This is a genomic window from Novosphingobium sediminicola (genome assembly GCF_014196525.1).
Taxonomy (GTDB): Bacteria; Pseudomonadota; Alphaproteobacteria; order Sphingomonadales; family Sphingomonadaceae; genus Novosphingobium; species Novosphingobium sediminicola.
This window is the reverse complement of the sequence record NZ_JACIDX010000005.1, coordinates 248,597-267,787: the sequence shown is the minus strand read 5'-3', so window position 1 is coordinate 267,787 and position 19,191 is coordinate 248,597. Positions and strand designations below refer to the sequence as shown.

General features: G+C 64.6%; 16 protein-coding genes. 11 read left to right on the top strand and 5 right to left on the bottom strand.

Annotated features, from left to right (window positions below):
- Positions 1–99: 99 nt before the first annotated feature.
- Positions 100–564: a (2Fe-2S)-binding protein gene (locus tag GGR38_RS08645; protein WP_183624541.1), complete on the top strand. Its 465-nt coding sequence runs from the start codon at positions 100–102 to the stop codon at positions 562–564.
- Positions 561–2,615, top strand: a complete 2,055-nt coding sequence (locus GGR38_RS08640; protein ID WP_183624539.1) for a xanthine dehydrogenase family protein molybdopterin-binding subunit — start codon at positions 561–563, stop codon at positions 2,613–2,615. The genes GGR38_RS08645 and GGR38_RS08640 overlap by 4 nt, the downstream gene beginning before the upstream one ends.
- On the opposite strand, the gene GGR38_RS08635 is transcribed toward GGR38_RS08640, so the two are convergent.
- Positions 2,612–3,952 (bottom strand): amino acid permease, encoded by a 1,341-nt coding sequence (locus tag GGR38_RS08635; protein ID WP_246404362.1) that lies wholly within the window; start codon positions 3,950–3,952, stop codon positions 2,612–2,614. The genes GGR38_RS08640 and GGR38_RS08635 overlap by 4 nt on opposite strands.
- Positions 3,953–4,016: 64 nt before the next feature.
- Positions 4,017–4,493, bottom strand: coding sequence for a vgr related protein (locus tag GGR38_RS08630; RefSeq protein ID WP_183624537.1), 477 nt, complete (start codon positions 4,491–4,493; stop codon positions 4,017–4,019).
- Positions 4,494–4,576: 83 nt separating this feature from the next.
- Here GGR38_RS08630 and GGR38_RS08625 point away from each other — a divergent pair, with 83 nt between their 5' ends.
- Together GGR38_RS08625 and GGR38_RS08620 are read left to right on the top strand one after the other, a co-directional pair.
- The gene (locus GGR38_RS08625) at positions 4,577–6,154 is read left to right on the top strand and encodes an amidase (RefSeq protein ID WP_183624535.1); all 1,578 of its coding nucleotides are present in this window, start codon (positions 4,577–4,579) and stop codon (positions 6,152–6,154) included.
- Between the two features lie 40 nt (positions 6,155–6,194).
- Positions 6,195–7,391 carry an MFS transporter gene (locus GGR38_RS08620; protein WP_221227042.1) on the top strand — a complete coding sequence of 399 codons (1,197 nt, stop codon included), beginning with the start codon at positions 6,195–6,197 and terminating at the stop codon, positions 7,389–7,391.
- Between the two features lie 12 nt (positions 7,392–7,403).
- On the opposite strand, the gene GGR38_RS08615 is transcribed toward GGR38_RS08620, so the two are convergent.
- Entirely contained in the window at positions 7,404–7,982 is a 579-nt protein-coding gene (locus GGR38_RS08615; RefSeq protein ID WP_183624533.1) for a PAS domain-containing protein, read from the bottom strand.
- Positions 7,983–8,069: 87 nt separating this feature from the next.
- On the opposite strand from GGR38_RS08615, the gene GGR38_RS08610 reads away from it, so the two are divergent.
- The 6 genes from GGR38_RS08610 (at position 8,070) to GGR38_RS08585 (ending at position 14,940) form a co-directional block, all read left to right on the top strand.
- The gene (locus GGR38_RS08610; protein WP_183624531.1) at positions 8,070–9,281 is read left to right on the top strand and encodes a BaiN/RdsA family NAD(P)/FAD-dependent oxidoreductase; all 1,212 of its coding nucleotides are present in this window, start codon (positions 8,070–8,072) and stop codon (positions 9,279–9,281) included.
- A gap of 86 nt (positions 9,282–9,367) precedes the next feature.
- A complete protein-coding gene (gene adhP, locus GGR38_RS08605; RefSeq protein ID WP_343059045.1) occupies positions 9,368–10,393 on the top strand; it encodes an alcohol dehydrogenase AdhP in 1,026 nt (341 codons plus the stop codon).
- A gap of 113 nt (positions 10,394–10,506) precedes the next feature.
- On the top strand, positions 10,507–11,589 hold the full coding sequence (locus GGR38_RS08600) for a hypothetical protein (protein WP_183624527.1): 1,083 nt from the start codon (positions 10,507–10,509) through the stop codon (positions 11,587–11,589).
- Positions 11,586–12,587: a KpsF/GutQ family sugar-phosphate isomerase gene (locus GGR38_RS08595; RefSeq protein ID WP_183624525.1), complete on the top strand. Its 1,002-nt coding sequence runs from the start codon at positions 11,586–11,588 to the stop codon at positions 12,585–12,587. The genes GGR38_RS08600 and GGR38_RS08595 overlap by 4 nt, the downstream gene beginning before the upstream one ends.
- Positions 12,584–13,939 (top strand): RraA family protein, encoded by a 1,356-nt coding sequence (locus GGR38_RS08590; protein WP_221227041.1) that lies wholly within the window; start codon positions 12,584–12,586, stop codon positions 13,937–13,939. Before GGR38_RS08595 ends, GGR38_RS08590 begins: the two co-directional genes overlap by 4 nt.
- A 92-nt stretch (positions 13,940–14,031) precedes the next feature.
- Positions 14,032–14,940, top strand: a complete 909-nt coding sequence (locus tag GGR38_RS08585) for an SDR family NAD(P)-dependent oxidoreductase (protein ID WP_183624524.1) — start codon at positions 14,032–14,034, stop codon at positions 14,938–14,940.
- Here the strand turns inward: GGR38_RS08585 and GGR38_RS08580 are convergent.
- Complete coding sequence (locus GGR38_RS08580) at positions 14,937–15,920, bottom strand: CorA family divalent cation transporter (RefSeq protein WP_183624522.1); 984 nt, start codon at positions 15,918–15,920, stop codon at positions 14,937–14,939. The genes GGR38_RS08585 and GGR38_RS08580 overlap by 4 nt on opposite strands.
- A gap of 2 nt (positions 15,921–15,922) precedes the next feature.
- Complete coding sequence (locus tag GGR38_RS08575; RefSeq protein WP_183624520.1) at positions 15,923–16,516, bottom strand: TetR/AcrR family transcriptional regulator; 594 nt, start codon at positions 16,514–16,516, stop codon at positions 15,923–15,925.
- Positions 16,517–16,726: 210 nt separating this feature from the next.
- Here GGR38_RS08575 and GGR38_RS08570 point away from each other — a divergent pair, with 210 nt between their 5' ends.
- Entirely contained in the window at positions 16,727–19,141 is a 2,415-nt protein-coding gene (locus GGR38_RS08570) for a TonB-dependent receptor (protein ID WP_183624518.1), read from the top strand.
- The last annotated feature ends 50 nt before the right edge of the window (positions 19,142–19,191 follow it).

Here is a 19,191-nt window from a genome sequence, read left to right as displayed (position 1 = left end):
AGAATGCCGCGCCGCCGCAAAGGGTCAAAGCCGCGCCAGCTTTGCGTATTTTCGCCCGTGGGGGTCATGGTTTAGCATCCGCGGCAAGGGGGAATTATCATGCCGATCATCCTGAGTGTGAATGGGCAAAAGCACAGTATCGACAATGCCGCCGCCGATGTGCCCTTGCTGTGGGTGCTGCGCGATATGGTGGGCATGACGGGCACGAAATTCGGATGCGGCGTGGGGCTTTGTGGGGCCTGCGGCGTGCTGATCGGGGGGCAGCGGTTCTTTAGCTGTCAGACGCCTTTGCGCGCGGTGATCGGGCGCGATGTGACCACGATCGAGGGGCTGGGCGAGGACCCGCATGGCGCGGCGCTGCAACAGGCGTGGGAGGAGGCTGATGTGGTGCAATGCGGCTATTGCCAGCCCGGCCAGTTGATCGCGGCCTGCGCCTTGCTGAAGGCCAATCCGCGCCCCGACGATGCGGCGATTGACGAAGGGATGAGCGGCAATCTGTGCCGCTGTGGCACCTATCCGCGCATTCGCAAAGCGGTGAAACTGGCGGCAGGAGGCGGGCGATGAGCGAGGGCGGATTTTCGCGCCGGGGTGTGTTGCAGGGCGCGGCGGCGGTTGGCGCGGCGTTGGTTGTGCCGGTGGCGCGCGGGGCGGCGGGCGGAGCGCTGGCGGCCAATGCCTATATTTCGGTGACGTCCTTGGGCGTCGAACTGGCCCTGCCCAAGACCGAGATGGGACAGGGGGTGATCACCTCGCTCTCCATGCTGGTGGCCGAGGAATTGGGCGTGGCCTTGAACAAGGTGCGGGTGAGCATTCCCGATGGCGACGCGCCCCGCTTTGCGCCCATCACGCAGGAGACGGGCGGCTCGACCTCGATCCGCGAAGTGTACAAGCCCATGCGACAGGCCGCCGCGCGGGCGCGTGTGGGTTTGATCGAGGCGGCGGCGCGGCAGTGGGGCATCGCGCCGGGGCAATGCGATCTGGTCGATGGCATGGTGGTTGCGGGCAAGCGGCGTATTGCGATGGGCGATCTGATCGCGGCGGCGAGCCTGCCTCGCGAGGCGCCCCTGCGTGATCGGTTAGGCCTGATCGGGCGGCCCACCCGTCGTATCGACGCGCGGCCCAAGATCACCGGGGCATTGCAGTTTGGGATTGATTTTCGTCTGCCCGGCATGAAGGTGGCCACGCTGGCGCAATGCCCGATCTATGGCGGCACGCTGGCCGGGCTGGATGAAAAGGCGGCGCTGGCCATCCCCGGCGTGGTCAAACTGGTCAAGGGCCGCGATGTGGTCTTTGTCGTGGCCGATCATTACTGGGCCGCGCTGCAAGGCTATGTGGCGGCCAATGTGCAATGGGCACCGGGGCCGAAACCGGCCGAACAGGGCGCGATTGTCGCTGATCTGGATGCCGCTCTTACCCGCCCCGGCCATTCGGCCAAGGCGCAGGGCGATCTGAACGCTGCGCGGGGCCGCGAATTTTCCGCCACATATCATCAGCCATTCCTTGCGCATGCGGCGATGGAGCCTTTGGCCTGCACCATCCATGTGACGGAAAAAGGCTGCGAAATCTGGTCCGGTTCGCAGGTTCCCGCTCAAGCCCGCGCCGATGCGGCCAAGGCGCTGGGGCTAGGCGAGGATAAGGTGACCTTTCACAACTTTCAGATGGGCGGCGGTTTCGGGCGGCGGCTGGAAACCGACATGGTGCTGCGCGCGGTCGAATTGGGGCGGGCGGTGCCCTATCCGGTCAAGCTGGTCTGGAGCCGCGAGGAGGATGTGCAGCACGATATGTTCCGCCCCGCCTATGCCGACCGCATCCGCGCCACGGTGGATGACAAGGGCAGGCCCATCGCGTGGGAGCATCGCATCGCCGGTTCCTCGATCATGGCGCGGTTGATGGGCGATGGGTTCAAGGGCGTGGATGGTGATGCCATCGAGGGCGCGGTGGAGATGCCTTATGCGGTGGCGGCCCATCACGTCACGTTTCAGCAGGTGGAAAGCGCGGTGCCGACCAGTTGGTGGCGCGGGGTGGGGGGCTTGCGCTCGTGCTTTGTGGTAGAAAGCTTTATCGACGAGCTGGCCCATGGCGCGGGGGCTGATCCGCTGGCCTATCGCCTCGCCCTGATGCAGGATGCGCGCAGCCGGGCGGTCTTGGCCCGCGCGGCCAAGGAGGCGGGCTGGGGACGTGCTTTGCCGCTGGGGCAGGGGATGGGAATTGCCGTGCTCAAATTATGGGGCACGCATATTGCCGCGGTGGTCGAGGCCAAGGTGGAGGACGCCCAGATCAGCGTGCCGCGCGTGACGATTGCGGTGGATTGCGGGCTGGCGATCAATCCTCTGGGCATCGAGGCGCAGGTGGAAAGCGGGGTGATCTTTGGCCTCTCCGCCGCGCTCTATGGCGAAATCACGATGAGGGACGGCGCGGCGCAGCAGTCGAATTACCACGATTTCCGCATCCTGCGCATGAATGAGGCGCCCCGCATCGCCACCCATATCATCGCCAGTCAGGCCGATCCGGGCGGCATGGGTGAGCCGCCCTGCGCGGTGGTGGCGCCCGCGCTGGCCAATGCGGTTTTCGCCGCCAGCGGGCAGAGGATGCGCACATTGCCGTTAATGGCCTAACGCCGCCTCCACCACGCCGCCCCCATCGCCACGCCCAGCGTGATAAGGCTGCTGATGAGTTCCACCCGCCGCGCAGGCGCGAACATCATGGCCACCAGAATGCTCAGGATCGCGCCCAGCGTGGCATAGGAGAGATAGGGAAACAGCCACATGCGGATCGGCAAGGTTTCTCGGCCCTCCGCCTCGATCCGGCGGCGCTGGACGATCTGGGCCACGCCCACGGTGAAATAGATGAACAGCATCAGCGCGCCCGAGGCATTGACCAGAAACGAGAACACCAGTTCGGGCGAGATGACCGAGGCAGCCAGCGCCAGATAGCCGAACAGGCTGGCGATCAGGATTGCGCGGGCGGGCACCTTGCGTCGGTTGACCGCGACCAGCCATGCGGGCGCATCGCCCTTGTCGGCCAGAACGAACAAAACCCGGCTGGTCACATACATGCCCGAATTGAGGCAGGAGAGCACCGCCACCAGCACCACAAGATTCATCACGAATTCGGCATGGGGAATCGCCATATGGCCCAGCGCAATGGCAAATGGCGAGGTTCCCGGCACGATGGATGTCCATGGCATCACGGCCACGATCAGCAGCAGCGACAGCACGTAAAACAGGATGATCCGCGCGGCCACGCTGCTGGTGATGCGGGCGATGGTGCGGGCCGGTTCATGCGATTCGGCCGCCGCCACCGTGGCGATCTCCGCGCCGGTCAGGGCAAAGATCACGCTGGCCGTGCCCGCCAGCACCGCGCCCCAGCCATGCGGGGCAAAGCCGCCATAGGCGTTCAGATTGCTCCATGTCGGCCCGGTGGGCGAGGTGATCCCGAACACCCAGACGCCCGCAATCGCGATAAAGCTGACAATCGCCAGAACTTTCATCAGCGAGAACCAATATTCGAACTCGCCATAAGAACGGGTGGACATCAGGTTCACCCCGGTCAGCATACCCAAGAGCGCGACCCCGATGGCCCAGACCGGCGCGTCGATCCAGATATGCAGGATCTTGGCCCCGGCAATCGCCTCGATCGGCACGACGATGACCCAGAAATACCAATAGAGCCAGCCGCAGACGAACCCCGCGCGCGGCCCCAGCACTTCGCGCACCAGTTCGGTGAACGCGCCAAGTCCGGGGCGCAGCGCGGCCATCTCGGCCATCATCCGCATCACCATCAGCACGACCAGCCCCGCCAGCCCATAGGACATGACCACTGCCGGGCCGACCTGTGCAATCGAGCTGGACGAGCCGACGAACAGCCCCGCGCCGATGATGCCGCCAATCGCGATCATCGAGACATGGCGCGATTTCAGCGCGGCCTGAAGCTGGTTGTCATGTGCGGCCAAGCGTGGTCCCCCTTGGCCTGAGTGAACAGGCGGAACGAGGCCCGGTCAAGCCCTGCCCGATACGCTATTTTCCCCGGCCAAAAGGGATAAGCCGCTCCAGATCGATCAGCGGCGGGGCGTCGGCCCATGATGCGCCTTGGCGCAGCAGAAAGGCGTGGCGGACGATCTCGGCCTGTTGCTCGATATTGTAATCGGCCCATGCGGCATCGGGGCGCAGCGTATAATCATAGCGGCAGAACGGCATCCGGCGCAGCAGGAGGTTCATGCCCGACTGATGCTGCCAGACATGGACCATTTCGTGGATGAACAATCCTTGCGCCGCCAGCGATCCTTGGGCAAAACATGGGTGCCACAGCTGGCTTTCGGGGTGGAAATGTAGGCTCCCGCGCGGGGCCATCACCACATTGCGCGGCTGAAACCACCACCAGCGCCGCCGGATCACGCGCACCGGTCCCGGATCTATCGCCGCGCCAAACATATCGACGACCATGGCCGTTTCGGCTGGCGTCAGGGCGCGGGAGGCGGGGCGGGGGTCGGTCATGGCGCGATCTATGGCGCGCATTTTGGCGCATTGCCAGCATGACTGGGCGCGCTACATTCGCCGGGCAAACGGGGGGTGTGCGGATGGCATGGCGTTGGATCGCATTAACGGCGGCGATAGTAATCCCAATGGCGGCGCAGGCCGCGACCCGAGTGGAGGAAGTGCCGCTCTGGGAAATCTCGGCCCAACTGGAGCGGGGCGCGGTCAGCAGCGAGGCGGTGACGGGCGCCTATCTGGAGCGCATCGCGGCCATGGACCGCAAGGGGCCGCAATTGCGCGCGATTATCGCCCTCAACCCCGACGCCATGGCGCAGGCTCGCGCCTCGGATGCGCGGCGGCGGCAGGGCAAGGCGCTTGGTCCGCTCGATGGCGTTCCGATCCTGATCAAGGACAATATCGAGACGCAGGACCCGGTGGCCACCACGGCGGGCAGTCTGGCGCTGCGCGACAATGTGGGCGGGCGCGATGCGCCGGTGGTGGCGCGGCTGCGCGCGGGCGGGGCGGTGATTCTGGCCAAGACCAATCTGTCGGAATGGGCCAATATCCGCTCGACCCATTCGATTTCCGGGTGGAGCGCGCTTGGAGGACAGGTGCGCAACCCCTATGCGCTGGACCGCAGCCCCTGCGGATCATCGAGCGGCACGGGCGCTGGTGTGGCGGCCAGTTTCGGCGCGGGCGGACTGGGGACGGAGACGGATGGGTCGGTGGTCTGTCCCTCCTCGCTCAATGGCCTTGTCGGGTTGAAACCCACGGTGGGGCTGGTCAGCCGCAGCCATATCGTGCCGATCAGCCACAGTCAGGACACGCCCGGCCCGATGGCGCGCAGTGTGCGCGATGTGGCGATGATGCTCTCGGCCATGGCGGGCAGCGATCCGGGCGATCCGGCCACGGCGGAGGCCGACGCGCATAAGCAGGACTATGCGGCCCCGCTGGCGCAGGCCAGCCTGAAGGGGGTGCGCGTGGCCTATTACCGCCCGGCGACGGGCGCGGCTCTGGCCGAAAGGTTCGCCGCCGCGCTGGAAGTGTTGAAGGCTCAGGGGGCTGAACTGACCGAGGTGGCGCAGCCCGAACTCGACGGTCTGGGACAGGCCGAGCATGAGGTGTTGCGCAGTGAGCTGAAGGCCGATCTCAACACCTATCTGGCCGGGGCGACGGCGGCGGTAAAGCTGCGGACGCTGGCCGACATCATCGCCTTTAACCGGGCCAATGCTGAGGCGGAAATGCCCCTGTTTGCGCAGGAGAGTTTCGAGGAGGCCGAGGGGACACGCGGGATTGCCGACCCGGAATATCTGGGCGCGCGGGCCAAATCCTTGCGGCTGGCGGCAAAGGAAGGGCTGGAGGTGATGTTGGCCAAGGCCGATATTCTGGTGCAGCCCACCACCGGTCCGGCATGGCTGATCGACCCCATCTATAATGACCAGTTTCGCGGACCTTCGGCCAGCGGTCTGCCGGCGGTGTCGGGCTATCCGCATCTGACCGTGCCGATGGGGCTGGTGGGGGGGCTGCCGGTGGGCCTGTCCTTTATCGCGCGGCCCTATGAGGAGGGCAAATTGCTGAGCGCGGGCTATGTCTATGAACAGACGGCGCGGGCGCGGGTTGCGCCTGCCTATCGCGCCACGGTCGATGCCGGGGCGGCCTTCAAGGGGGCGGTGGAAAAGTAAGCGCTTGGAATCCGCCCCATGATGGCGCATCGCGGCGCCCATGACTGAACCTGTGCCTTTTGCCGGAATGCGCCGGGGCAGCGCCGAATATCGCCGGGCCAGCCTTGCGCTGTTTCTGGCGGGCAATGCCACTTTCTCGCTGCTCTATTGCGTCCAGCCGCTGCTGCCCGAATTCGCGCGCGAATTTGGGCTGGCCCCGGCGGGGGCCTCGCTGGCGCTGTCGCTCACATCGGGCGCGCTGGCCGTGGCGGTGTTTTTGGCCGGAGCCATTGGTCAGGCGATGCCGCGCCGCTCGCTGATGCTCGGCTCGCTGATCGCGGCCAGCCTGCTCAATCTGGTGGCAGGGGTGGCGACGCATTGGCCATGGCTGGTGGCGGCGCGGCTGCTCGAAGGGGTGGCGCTGGGCGGCGTTCCGGCCGTTGCCATGGCCTATATTGCCGAGGAGATGCACCCTGCCGATTTGGTGAAAGCCATGGGACTCTATGTCGCGGGCACGGCCTTTGGTGGGATGATGGGCCGCTTTGCCACAGGATGGTTCACCGAGTTTGGCTCATGGCGCATCGCGCTGGGCGCAATGGGGGGATTGGGGCTGGCCGCCGCGCTGGGCTTTGGCCTGCTGTTGCCGTCCTCGCGCCGGTTCGTGCCGCAGCGGGGGCTGGGCTGGGCGCATCACCGGGCGGTGTGGTGGCGGTTGATGCAGGATAATGGCCTTTTGCGCCTGTTCTTCATCGCCTTCGCGCTGATGAGCGTCTTTGTCACCCTGTTCAACTATGTCGGCTTTCGCCTTGTCCGCCCGCCCTTTTCGCTGGGCCACGGCGCGATCAGTGCGATTTTCCTCACCTATATCTCGGGCATCTTTTCCTCATCCATCACCGGCCATATGACCGAGGCATGGGGGCGGCGCCCGGTGCTGGCCATGGGGCTGGTGGCGATGTTGGGCGGGGCTTTGCTGACGCTGTCGGGGGCGCTGGTGCTGATCGTGCTGGGCATCTTGCTGCTCACGCTGGGCTTCTTCTCGGCTCATGCCGCCGCCAGCGGTTGGGTAGGCCAATGGGCGGGGCCGGATAAGGGCCATGCCGCCTCGCTCTATCTGTTGTTTTACTACCTTGGCGCCGGGATCACCGGCACGGCGGGCGGCTGGTTCTATCAGCACTGGCAATGGCCGGGCGTGGTGGCGCTGACAGGCGGGATTTGCGCGGCGGGGCTGGGCGTGGCCCTTTCGCTGCGCCCGCGTTAGAGGCCCGCTGGATTAGAGTCCGGCCTCGACTGCCACGCGGATCGCCTCGGCGCTGGATCGCACGCCCAGCGTCTTGAACATGGCCGAGCGGTGCATCTTGATCGTGCGCTCCGACAGGCCCAATTCCCACGCCACCTGCTTGTTCAGCTTGCCACGGGCCATTTCGACCAGAATCTGGCGCTGGCGCGGAGGCAGGGCGTTGACGCGGGCCAGCGCCTCTTCGCGCGTTTGCCGGTTCTGATCGACAACCTCGACCTGAGAACCGACGAAATATTCGACATCGCCATCGGCATCGAACACCGGCGCGATCATCACGGCATTGCGAAACGGGGTGCCGTCTTTTTTGTAATTACGGATTTCGACGATGGCGGGCTGGCGATTGTGGATTGCGTTTCGCAACGTTTCGGTCAGTTCCCCCTCGGTATCCGGCCCGCGCAGGAAACGGCAATTGCGCCCGATGATTTCCTCGCGGGCAAACCCGGTCAGGTCAATAAAGGCCTGATTGCAGGCAATAATCGGATTGTCGGGCAGCCGGGGATCGCTCACGACGGCGGCGATGGGGCTGTGTTTGATCATCTCGTCGGGCAACATGACGGGGGTTCTAGGGCAGAAAACCGTCTATTCCAAGCCGCAGATCGATGCTGGCGCGCGGTGGCATGATCGCCTAAGGGCGGCGCGATGAAACCGACAAGCGAAAATCATGATGCCATCGTGCTGGGCGCGGGGGCGGCGGGGCTGTTTTGTGCCGCGCAGGCCGGAGCGCGCGGGGCGCGGGTGATCGTGGTCGATCATGCGCCGGAACCGGGGCGCAAGATCCTGATTTCGGGCGGCGGGCGCTGCAATTTCACCAATATTCACGCCACCCACGAACGTTATCTGTCGGCCAACAAGCATTTCGCCCGTTCGGCCCTGTCGCGCTATACGCCCGCCGATTTCCTCGAACTGGTCGAGCGCTATGGCATTGCGTGGCATGAAAAGACGCTGGGGCAATTGTTCTGCGATGGTTCGGCGCGCGAGATTTTGGCCATGCTGGTCGAGGAATGCCGGATCGGTGGCGTCGAGATCGCCTGCGGCCTGTCGCTGGGCGAGGTCAGCCATGCTGATGGCATGTTCCATGTCCGCGCAGGCCATCGGACGCTGTCGGCGCGCCATCTGGTGATCGCCACGGGCGGGCCTTCGATTCCCAAGATGGGGGCCAGCGGCATTGCCTATGATCTTGCGCGGCAATTCGGGCTTAAGGTCGTGCAGCCGCGTCCCGCACTGGTGCCCTTGACCTTGCCGGGGGATGAGGCGCTGTTCCGCGAATTGTCGGGCGTGGCCACCCCGGTCGAGGCGCGGGTGGCCGATGGGCCATGGGGCAAGGCGGCCTTCCGCGAGGCGGCGCTTTTCACCCATCGCGGGCTGTCGGGTCCGGCGATCCTGCAAATTTCCTCCTATTGGCAGCGCGGCACGGAATTGGGCATCAATTTCCTGCCCGATCTGGCGGCGGGCTGGATGGTCGAGGCCAAGAAGGCCAATCCGAAGGTGGGCCTGCGCCGTGTGCTGGGCGCGCATTTGCCTGATCGTCTGGCGGTGGCGCTGGCGGATCGGTTGGCGCTGGCGGGCGATCTGGGCCATCATTCGGACAAGGCCCTGCGCGCGGCGGAAGGCGCCTTGGCCGACTGGCGCTTTAACCCCGATGGCAGCGAGGGTTATGCCAAGGCCGAGGTGACCGCAGGCGGCATCGCCACCACCGGCCTGTCGCAAAAGACGATGGAGGCATCCACCGTGCCGGGCCTTTATGCCATTGGCGAGGCGGTGGATGTGACGGGCTGGCTGGGCGGCTATAATTTCCAATGGGCATGGGCCAGCGGCCATGCGGCGGGGGTCGCCATAGCGCAAAACCTTTGACCCGCATCAAGGCCAGGGGGAAAAGAGCGGGCTAGGTAAGCGCCAGCCTTTCAAGGAGATTCTCCATGACTTCGCTTTCCCCCACAATTCCCGCCACTATGCGCGCGGCGGTCGTCCGCGAATTTGGTGCGCCGCTCACCATCGAGCAATGGCCCGTGCCCACCCCCGCGCGGGGCGAGGTGCTGGTGAAACTGGTGGCCACGGGCGTTTGCCATACCGATCTTCACGCCGCCCATGGCGACTGGCCGGTCCAGCCGACCCTGCCGTTTATTCCCGGCCATGAGGGCGTGGGCCATGTCGTCGCCCTTGGCGAAGGGGTCGATGATCTGGTGATTGGCGATGCGGTGGGGGTGCCATGGCTGCATGATGCCTGCGGGCAATGCGAATATTGCCAGACGGGGTGGGAAACCCTGTGCGAAAAGCAGCATAACACCGGCTATTCGGTCAATGGCACCTATGCCGAATATGTGACGGCGCCCGCCGCCTTTGTCGGGCGTTTGCCCGCCGACGCGGATCTGGTGCCGCTGGCCCCGATCCTGTGCGCGGGCGTGACGACCTATAAGGGCTTGAAGGAAACCGAGGCGCGGCCCGGAGAATGGGTGGCGATTTCAGGCGTGGGCGGGCTTGGCCATGTCGCCGTGCAATATGCCAAGGCGATGGGGCTGAAGGTCGTGGGCGTCGATGTGGGGCAGGACAAGCTCGACCTCGCGCTGGAACTGGGCGCGGATCTGGCGGTCAATGCGCTGGACCCCGATGCGGCGGCCCGCGTGGTCGAGGCCACGGGCGGGGGCGTGCATGGCGTGCTGGTCACGGCGGTTTCGGTGCCTGCTTTTGAACAGGCGTTGGCCATGGTGCGCCGCAAGGGGACGGTGGCGCTGGTTGGCCTGCCGCCGGGCGCTTTTCCCACGCCGATCTTCGATGTGGTGCTGAAGCGCATCACGGTGCGCGGCTCTATCGTCGGCACGCGGCGCGATCTGGCCGAAGCCATCGCCTTTGCCGTCGAGGGCAAGGTGAAAAGCACGATCCAAACCGCCAAGCTGGATGACATCAACGCGGTGTTTGACAAGATGATCGCGGGCAAGATCGAGGGGCGCATCGTCCTGACTTTCTAAAACCCGCCTAAGGGCATTTGCCGAGGCAAGGCTCAGCCATGCCTTAGGCATCCTTGTTCATAAAGCTTGGCGGCGGGAGGAAAACCTCCTGCCGCCAGGTTTTAGGGAACGGGATGCGCCTTTTCTTTTATCTTCCGGTCATCACGCCATGGTGGTTCGAGGCCATCGTGACGCCGATGCTGCTGCGGCTCAACGCCGATCCATGGGTCAAGGAAATCCATGTGATGGTGGCCCCGCTGTGGCGCAACACCGGGGTGGAGGGCGCGCAGCTTGAGCCTTTGCTGGCGCAGGAAAAGCTGCGCTGGCATGTGATCGACGAGGGCGACCCGGCCCAGTTCCGCATGCATGGCGCGGCGGTGCCGGGGCTGATCGAAACGGTGGCCGGGATACGGCCCGACCTGACCCTTGCGCGCAGCAGCGATTTTGCCACGCCCGCGATGTTTCCCGGCACGGTGCGCCATATCATGGAGGGCGCGGCGGCCCCCTTTGCCACCGATCCGGCATGGGTGGTGCTGGAGGAAGCGCCTTTCTCCTATGGTTTCATGCCGGACGAAGCCGTTCTGCCCGCCGAACTGGCCGCGCGGGTCGATGCGCTGTGGGCCGTGGCGGCCGGGTGGTTCGGGCCTTTCTCTGTGCCTCTCTCGCGCCCCACGCTGGCCGTGCCCTTGCCCTATGAGCATGAGGAGAACCTGTTCCTGCGCCATGCCGCGCATGAGGATGGGGTGGCGCTGCTGCAATCGCTGCTGGCGCGTTTGCCGGATGAATGGCGGATCGAGGTTACCGACCATCCGCTCAACCGGCTGCACGTGGATCGCAGCGCGCTCGACGCCTTCATCGCCGCTGCGCCCGACCGGCTGACCATGGCCGAGCATGGCACCGAAGCGATGGTGGCGGGGGCATCGGCGGTGTTCACCGACCTGTCGAAAAGCTGGACGCTGGCCGCCTTTGCCGGAAAGCCGATGCTGCATGTCGGACACCGGGCGATGGCGCCATGGCTGCGCGCCAGCGGCGATCCGGGCGAGTTGGCCGGGCCGGACCGGGATGCGGCGCGGCGCTGGTTTGGCTGGCATCTGGCCGCGCGTCTGCTGCGGCCCGAAGTGGTCGATCTCAACCTCCTGATGCGCCATGCCAAGGGGCAGCCGACATTTGACGATATGGACGCCAATCTCGACGCGCTGGACGTGGTGGCGTCATGATCCCCCGGCCTGCCTTTAATCCCGCCGTCGAATTGACGACCACGCCCGCGCTGGAATGGGCGCTGGAGGTGCTGCGCGGGGAAATGGCGGCGTTGGCAGATTGTCTGGCCTCTCCGCCTGAGGGATTGTCCGGGGCGATCCATGCGCTGGCCGCCTCGCGCCTGCCGGTGCTGTGCTGCGGGGTGGGCAAATCGGGGCTGGTGGCGGCCAAGATCGCGGCCACGCTTTCCAGCCTTGGCACGCCTGCCTTTTCGCTGTCGGCAGGCGATGCCAGCCATGGCGATCTGGGCGCCGTGACGCCGGGCAGCGTGGTCATGCTGTTTTCCAATAGCGGGACCACGGTGGAATTGATGCGCATCCTGCCGGGATTGCGTGAGCGGCGGTGCCATCTGATCGGGCTGATCGGGCGGTGGGATACGCCGCTGGCCCGCGCGGCCGATACGCTGGTGCTGTTGCCCATCGCGCGGGAGGCCGACCATCTGGGCATGGCGCCCACGGCCAGCACGACGCTGCAAATGGCGATGGGCGATGCGATGGCCGTGGCGGCCAGTCAGTTGCGCGGTTTTGCCCGCGAGGATTTCCTGCGCAGCCATCCGGCGGGCGCGCTGGGCCAGCGGGCGCAGCCGGTCCGCGCGGTGATGCGCCGGGGCGGCGATGTGCCATGCGTTGCGCCTGATGCCACGCTGGCCGAGGTGATCGGCGCGATCTCGCGGGGGCGGATGGGCGCGGCCTGCGTGGTGGAGGGCGCGCTTCTGGCCGGGTTGATCGTGGATGGCGACATCCGCCGAGCGATTGCCGAGCGCGCCGATATTTACGCCACCCATGCCGCGCAGGTGATGCGCGCAAAACCCGTCACCCTTCCTGTCTCGGCCACCATGGGCGACGCGCTCGATCTGATGCGCGGCCATGGGGCGGGGCTTTCCGTTCTGCCCGTGACCGATGACGCCGGTTGTCTGGCGGGCATGGTTCACAGCGTCGATCTGGTGCAAAATCTATGAATGCTCACTCCAAGCCCATCGCTCGCCCCCGCGTGGCCGCGCTGATGCCTGCCAAAGGCAACAGCGAGCGGATCGAGGCGAAGAACACGCAGGTGCTGGATGGCGACCATCTGTTCCTGCGCAAATTGCGGCAATTGCTGGCCTGCGATGGGGTGGATGCGGTCTATCTGGACACGGAATGCGATGTGATCGGGGGGCTGGCGGGCGATCTGGCGGTGCGCCGCCTGCATCGTCCGGCCGAACTGGCCAGCAATGCCTGCGATGGGCATGGGCTGTTTGCGTGGGAATGCGCGGCGGCGGATGCGGCAGGCGGCCCCTATGATTTCTATCTTCAGGCGCTGTGCACCGCGCCCTTCGTCACCGAAAAGACGGTGGCGCGGGCCATTCAGGCATTGATCGACAATCCTCAGGCCGACAGTCTGGTGGCGGTTTGCCGGGCCAAGCAATATTGCTGGAACGGCGATGAACCGGCTTATGGGCGCGGGCGCATCCCGAACAGCGTCGAATTGCCGCCCACGGTGATCGAGGCGATGAGCCTTTATATCGTGCGCCGCCGCCCCGGAGAGCCGGTGCCGACCCAGCGATTCGGGCGCAACCCCATCCTCTTCGAACTGGACCCGACCGAGCAGGTGGATATCAACAATCCCGCCGATCTGATCATGGCCGAGATGCTTTGCGCAGGAGAGCGGGCGCAGGAGGTGACGCGGTTGCGGGCGCTCACGCCCTATCTCTCCTCGCCGGTGCTGGCCGATATTACCAAGGAGATGGGGTTTCGCGCGGTTTTGCCGCCGCATATCGGGGCGACCAGTCCGGGCAAGATGCTGGGCCGCGCGCGGACACTGCAACTGGTGGCGATCACCCCGCAGGAGCGCGAGAGCGGGCGGTGGAAGGGCATTTACGATGCGCTGGAATCCTATCGCTTCGTGCGCCCCGGCTGCATCATCGCGGTGGCCAATGAGGCGCCCGGCTTTGCCTATTTCGGCGATCTGAACGCCACGCTGGCGATCCGGGCGGGGGCGGTGGGCGCGGTGATTGATGGCGTAACGCGCGACAGCCGCGATGTGTCGCTGCTGGGCCTGCCGGTCTATGCGCGGCGGTCCTATTGCGACGATATCAAATATGAAGGCACGCTGGGTTCGATGAACATGCCGGTGATGATCGGCGACATACGCATCGCCCACGATGATATGATCTTTGGCGATGAAAATGGCGTGGTGGTGGTTCCTCATGCGCTCTGGCCAAAGGTGGAGGAGGCCGCGTGGGAGGTGCTGACCAACGAGGCGCGCATCCGCATCATGGCCGCGCGGGGTCGGCCGACGGGGCAAATCCTGGCCGAGTGCGGCGCTTTCTGATCCTCTTGCGCATCCTCACTTACAATGTAAGTATGGCATACAAAGGCGACTCAAGTTGCAGATCGCCCGCATTGTAAGAGAGGATGGCTTTTATGCAGGATTTCAACGGGCAACTGGCCTTTATCACCGGCGGCGCCTCGGGCGCGGGGCTGGGGCAGGCGCTGGTCTTTGGCCGGGCCGGGGCCAAGGTCGTCATCGCCGATCTGCGCGCCGATGCGATTGAGGCGGCGCTGGGCCAATTGCGCGCCGAGGGCATCACCGCTCATGGCATCGTGCTGGATATCACCGACCGCGAGGCCTATGCCCGCGCCGCCGATGAGGTCGAGCAGGTCTTTGGTTCCGCCCCCACGCTGTTGTTCAACACGGCGGGCGTGAACAGCTTTGGCCCGGTGGAAAAGACCACCTATGCCGATTTCGACTGGCTGATCGGGGTGAACCTGGGCGGGGTCATCAATGGCATGGTGACGTTTGTGCCGCGCATGATCGAGAGCGGCAAGCCGGGCCATATCGTCACCACCTCGTCGCTGGGCGGCCTGTCGGGCAGCGCGCTGGCCGCGCCTTATTCGGCGGCCAAGGCGGCGGTTATCAATCTGATGGAAGGCTATGCGCAGGGGCTGGCCAAGCACAATATCGGCGTTTCGGTGATCTGCCCCGCCAATATCAAGAGCAACATTGCTGAGGCGAGCAAGCTGCGCCCCGCAGGGCTCGGCCCATCGGGCTATCGCGAGGACGAGGCGACGATCCAGTCGCTCCATTCGATCCATCGCCATGGGATGGAGCCGGTCGAACTGGCCGAATGGACCAAGAAGGGGATCGAGAAGGGCGACCTCTACATCATCCCCTATCCCGAAGCCAAGGAGCAGATCCGCGCCCATTTCGACCGTATCGTCGATGCGATCCTGCCGATCGAGGCCGACCCGGAAGGCGCCAAGGCCCGCACCGACGCGCTGATGGAATGGGCCAGCAATGGCGCGAAGGTATTCGCTAAAACAGAGGGTTAACGGAAAAAACCGCGCCAGTGCAGGTATAGATAGGTGGCGAGTGAGGCGAGCAAAGCGACGCCTCCCGCCACCCATGTGCCCGATCCATGGGCAAAGGGCAGGGCGCCGGTGTTCATGCCGAAAAAGCCCGTCACCAGCGTGGCGGGCATCAGCAGCACCGTCATCACCGAGAGGATATAGAGGTTGCGGTTGATCCGCTGATTGGCGGCCAGCTCCAGTTCCTCGCGCAGCATTCGCACCTGCCCTTGCGCGGCGGTCACATCCTCGTCCAGCCCCTGCGCGCGCTGGGTCAGTTTTTCGACCGTGGGGTGGAGCGCGGCGTCGAGATCACCGTCCTCCTCCAGCCGCATCAGCACGCGCTTGGTACCGTCCATCATCCGGTGGATGATCGAAAGCCGCCGCCGCAATTCCAGCAGATCGCGCGCCGAGGGCGGGGCCTTGCCCGCCAGCACGGCATCCTCGGCTTTTTGCACGCGGGCCGACAATTGCGTGACCAGCGCGGCCTGATTGGTGACAATGGCCGAGACCAGCACATCGAGCGCGCGCTGTGCGCTGTCGATAAACAGTTTTTCGGCAAAGCGATCGCGCAGCACATCGGCAAAGCCCAGTGGGTGCATTCGCGCCGTAATGATCATGTCGGGCGTGATCGCCACATGCACCGTGCCAGCGCGGTCGGTATAGCGGATCTCGAAATCGCGCTGCAGATCCTGAAGCACGCAGGAGAGCGTATCGCCTTCAACAAAGCTGCTCTGATGCGTGTCGGGGGCCAGCATCGCCTCGCGCACATTCTGGGGCAGGAAATCGGCACGCTCGATCCATTGTCGCGCGCCATTATCGGCCAGGCTCATATGCAGCCAGCGAAAGACGCCATCGGCGCGTGGCGTGTCGATGGCTATGTCGCGCGGGCCGGTAGTATAGAAATCCTTGCCCCAGAGCAGCCCGTTGCCGGGCTGGCTCCATGCAGGCGCGCGTTCCGGCATATTCACGCCCGGCGCAAACATTCCGAGCCCACGATCAGCGCTTCGAGACTGTCCATCACCGCCGGTTCGATCGGGGTCAGTTTGCCCATCACCTCGCCATAGGTGTTGTCGAAACCGGCCCAGCCGATCACCAGCGCCTGAATGGCCGAATGCAACTGCACCGCCTCGGCCGCGCTCAGCCCGAGCGGTTGCAGGCGCTGGGCCAGATATTCGCGGAAATTGCGAAAGTCCTCTTCGACATAGCCCAGCGAGAAGGTGAGGCGGGCCGCATCGCGCGCGCTGTGATACATGGTCCAGAGCGCTCGGCCGTAGGCCCGCGCCCAATCCTGCCATGTCGCGCATTGGGGCATATCGGCCATGGCCAGAGCATAGAGGCGCTGGCTCATCCGGCGCAGCAGCTCCTCCTTGTTGGGTATATGCCAATAGATCGACATGGCCTGCACGCCCAGCCGCCCGGCAAGGCGGCGCAGTGAGACGGCATCAAGCCCCTGTTCCTGCATCAACGCGATGGCTTCGCCCACGATACGCTCGGCGCTCAGCGGCGCGGGGGACGCATCGGTGCCGGGTTTTTCCGAAGGTGTGGTCGCACTGCACATGATTGCATGACTAGGCGCGGCCTGTGGGATTGGCAACTGGACAAGAGGGGAAGGGGTAAGGAGACGCGGGTGCGCCACGATAGAGCATGAATTCACGAAAATGCCATGATATTCATAGTTTTGTCATCGAACTGTCGTGTTCCGGTCATTGCTCTCCCCTAGCGGCCTTCGCACATGCAGCAGGCTTGTTGCACAAGGATGGAGAATTCCATGGGTCGAATCACTTTGCGCACCAGCCTCTCGCTGGCCGCCGTCTCGCTGGCTCTTGCCACCACGCCCGCTCTGGCCGCTGAGGTGCCTGCTGCGGCGCCCGCCGCCGATGCCGAAGCGCCCGCCGCTGATATTGGCGAAACCATCGTCGTCAACGCCAAGACCACCCGTTCGGCTACGGCCATCCCGGCGGCCGAAATGCAGAAGATCCTGCCCGGCATCTCGCCCCTGAAGGCGATCCAGAGCCTGCCCGGCGTGCTCTATGTGACCGCCGACCCGTGGGGCAACAACGAGCAGAACGCGCAGATGTTTGTCCACGGTTTCTCGGCCCAGCAGTTGGGCTACACCATGGACGGCGTGCCGCTGGGCGATCAGTCCTATGGCAATTACAACGGCCTTTCGCCCAGCCGTGCGCTGATTTCGGAAAACACCGGGCGCACGGTTGTCGCCACGGGTGCGGGCGATCTGGGCGTTGCCTCGATCAGCAATCTTGGCGGCGCAGTGGAAATCACCAGCCGCGATCCGTCCAACGAACGCGGGCTGGAAATGAACCACACCGCCGGTTCCTATGGCACGGCGCGCACCTTTGTCCGCGTGGATTCGGGCGAATTCGGCAATGGCAACAAGCTCTTCCTGTCGGGCAGCCGCCAGCGCGCCCGCGCGTGGGACTTCGCCGGGGTTCAGGGCGGCTATCAGGCCAATGGCAAATTCATCCATGAAGACAGCCACGGCAAGCTGACTGCCTATTTCGCCTATTCGGACAAGATCGAGCCGAACGAAGACGCGACGACCATCTATACCAACCCCACCAACGCGGTGCAGGCTTATCAGCCCTATACCCGCCCCTTCACCTATCCCAGCTTCAGCGCGGCGCTCAATTATCTGGACGCAAGCGGCAATGTGCCCTCGGTGGCGGCGAATAATTATCGCAACTTCTATTCGGATGCTCAGCGCACCGACTATCTGGGCTATATCAAATATGATGTGAACCTGTCGAAGGCCGTCAAGTGGTCCAACCAGTTCTATATCCACCACAATGACGGCGTCGGTGTCGTGGCTGGGCCGATCACGGTGGCGGGCCTGCCTTCGCTCTTCGCCAAATATTTCCCGGGCCAGGATCTGAAAACCGTGTTTGGCGGATCGGGCTATGCCATCCGCACCACCGAATATATGATCCACCGCGAAGGCATCATCAGCAATCTGAACATTGATGCGGGCGATCACCGCATCGAGGCGGGCGTGTGGTTCCACCACAATGAATCCTCGGCCTATCGCCGCTGGTATCCGATGAATGTGAATACGCCTGACGCCTACAGCCCCTATATCCGTCCATCGGGCTATCTGATCACGCAATATGCGGTGGAAATGCGCACGGATAACCTGCAATTGCACGTTCAGGACGCATGGCGCGTCAACAGCCGGTTGAACGTCGAAGCGGGCATCAAGACCAGCGCGCAATTCGCCAATGGCCTGTTCACGGTGCAGGAAATCAACAATCCGCGCCCCAGCGGCCGGATCAATTCGACCAACTGGTTCCTGCCCTCGATCGGCGCGAATTACGATCTGAACGGGTCCGAGAAGGTCTATTTCAACGTCCAGAAGAACCTGCGCCAGTTCCAGGCCTACGGTGCTGGCGGCTCGGCCGATCCGTGGAGCACGGGCAGCCAGGCAGCGTTTGATTACATCAAGTCGAACGTCCGCCCCGAAACGGCATGGGTCTATGAAGTGGGCCTGCGCAGCCACCGCAACTTCACCGGCCTGCTCAGCAGCATCGACGCGCAGATCAACTATTACCACGTCGATTTCAGCAACCGCCTGCTGGCGCTTTCCACCTCGGGCACGATCAACACGATCAACCCCTCGACCACCGCACTCTTCAACGTGGGCAATGTGGCCACCAATGGCGTGGACGCGGCCATCACGCTGGGCTTTGGCCAGCATGTGAAGCTGTATAATGCCTTGAGCTACAACAGCTCGAAATATTCCAGCGACTATTCGACCGTGACGGGCGCGGCCACCGGCACCCAGATCGGCGGCTATGCCACGGTTGCGGGCGTTGTGCCCACGGGCGGCAAGCAGATCCCCGGCTCGCCCAACTGGATGAACAAGACCATGCTGACGGTGAATTATGCCGGGGCAGAGGTTCAGCTGATCGGCGACTATATCGGCCGCCGCTATGCCACCTATACCAATGACGCCTCGATCCCCAGCCTGTTCATGGCATCGGCCCGCGTGGCTTATCAGTTGCCCGCGCAGCTGGTGCATGCGAAAAAGGCCGAGCTGAGCCTGAATGTGACCAACCTGTTCGACAAGAAGGGCTGGTTGCAGGTTTCCAGCTTCAACAATGCTGGCAGCTTCGCCGCCTACCCGGTGGCCCCGCGTCAGTTCTTTGTCACTCTGGCGGTGGGTCTCTGATCGATGCGTAATCCGCTCTCTCGTCGCAAGATTTTGTCGCAAGGTCTGGT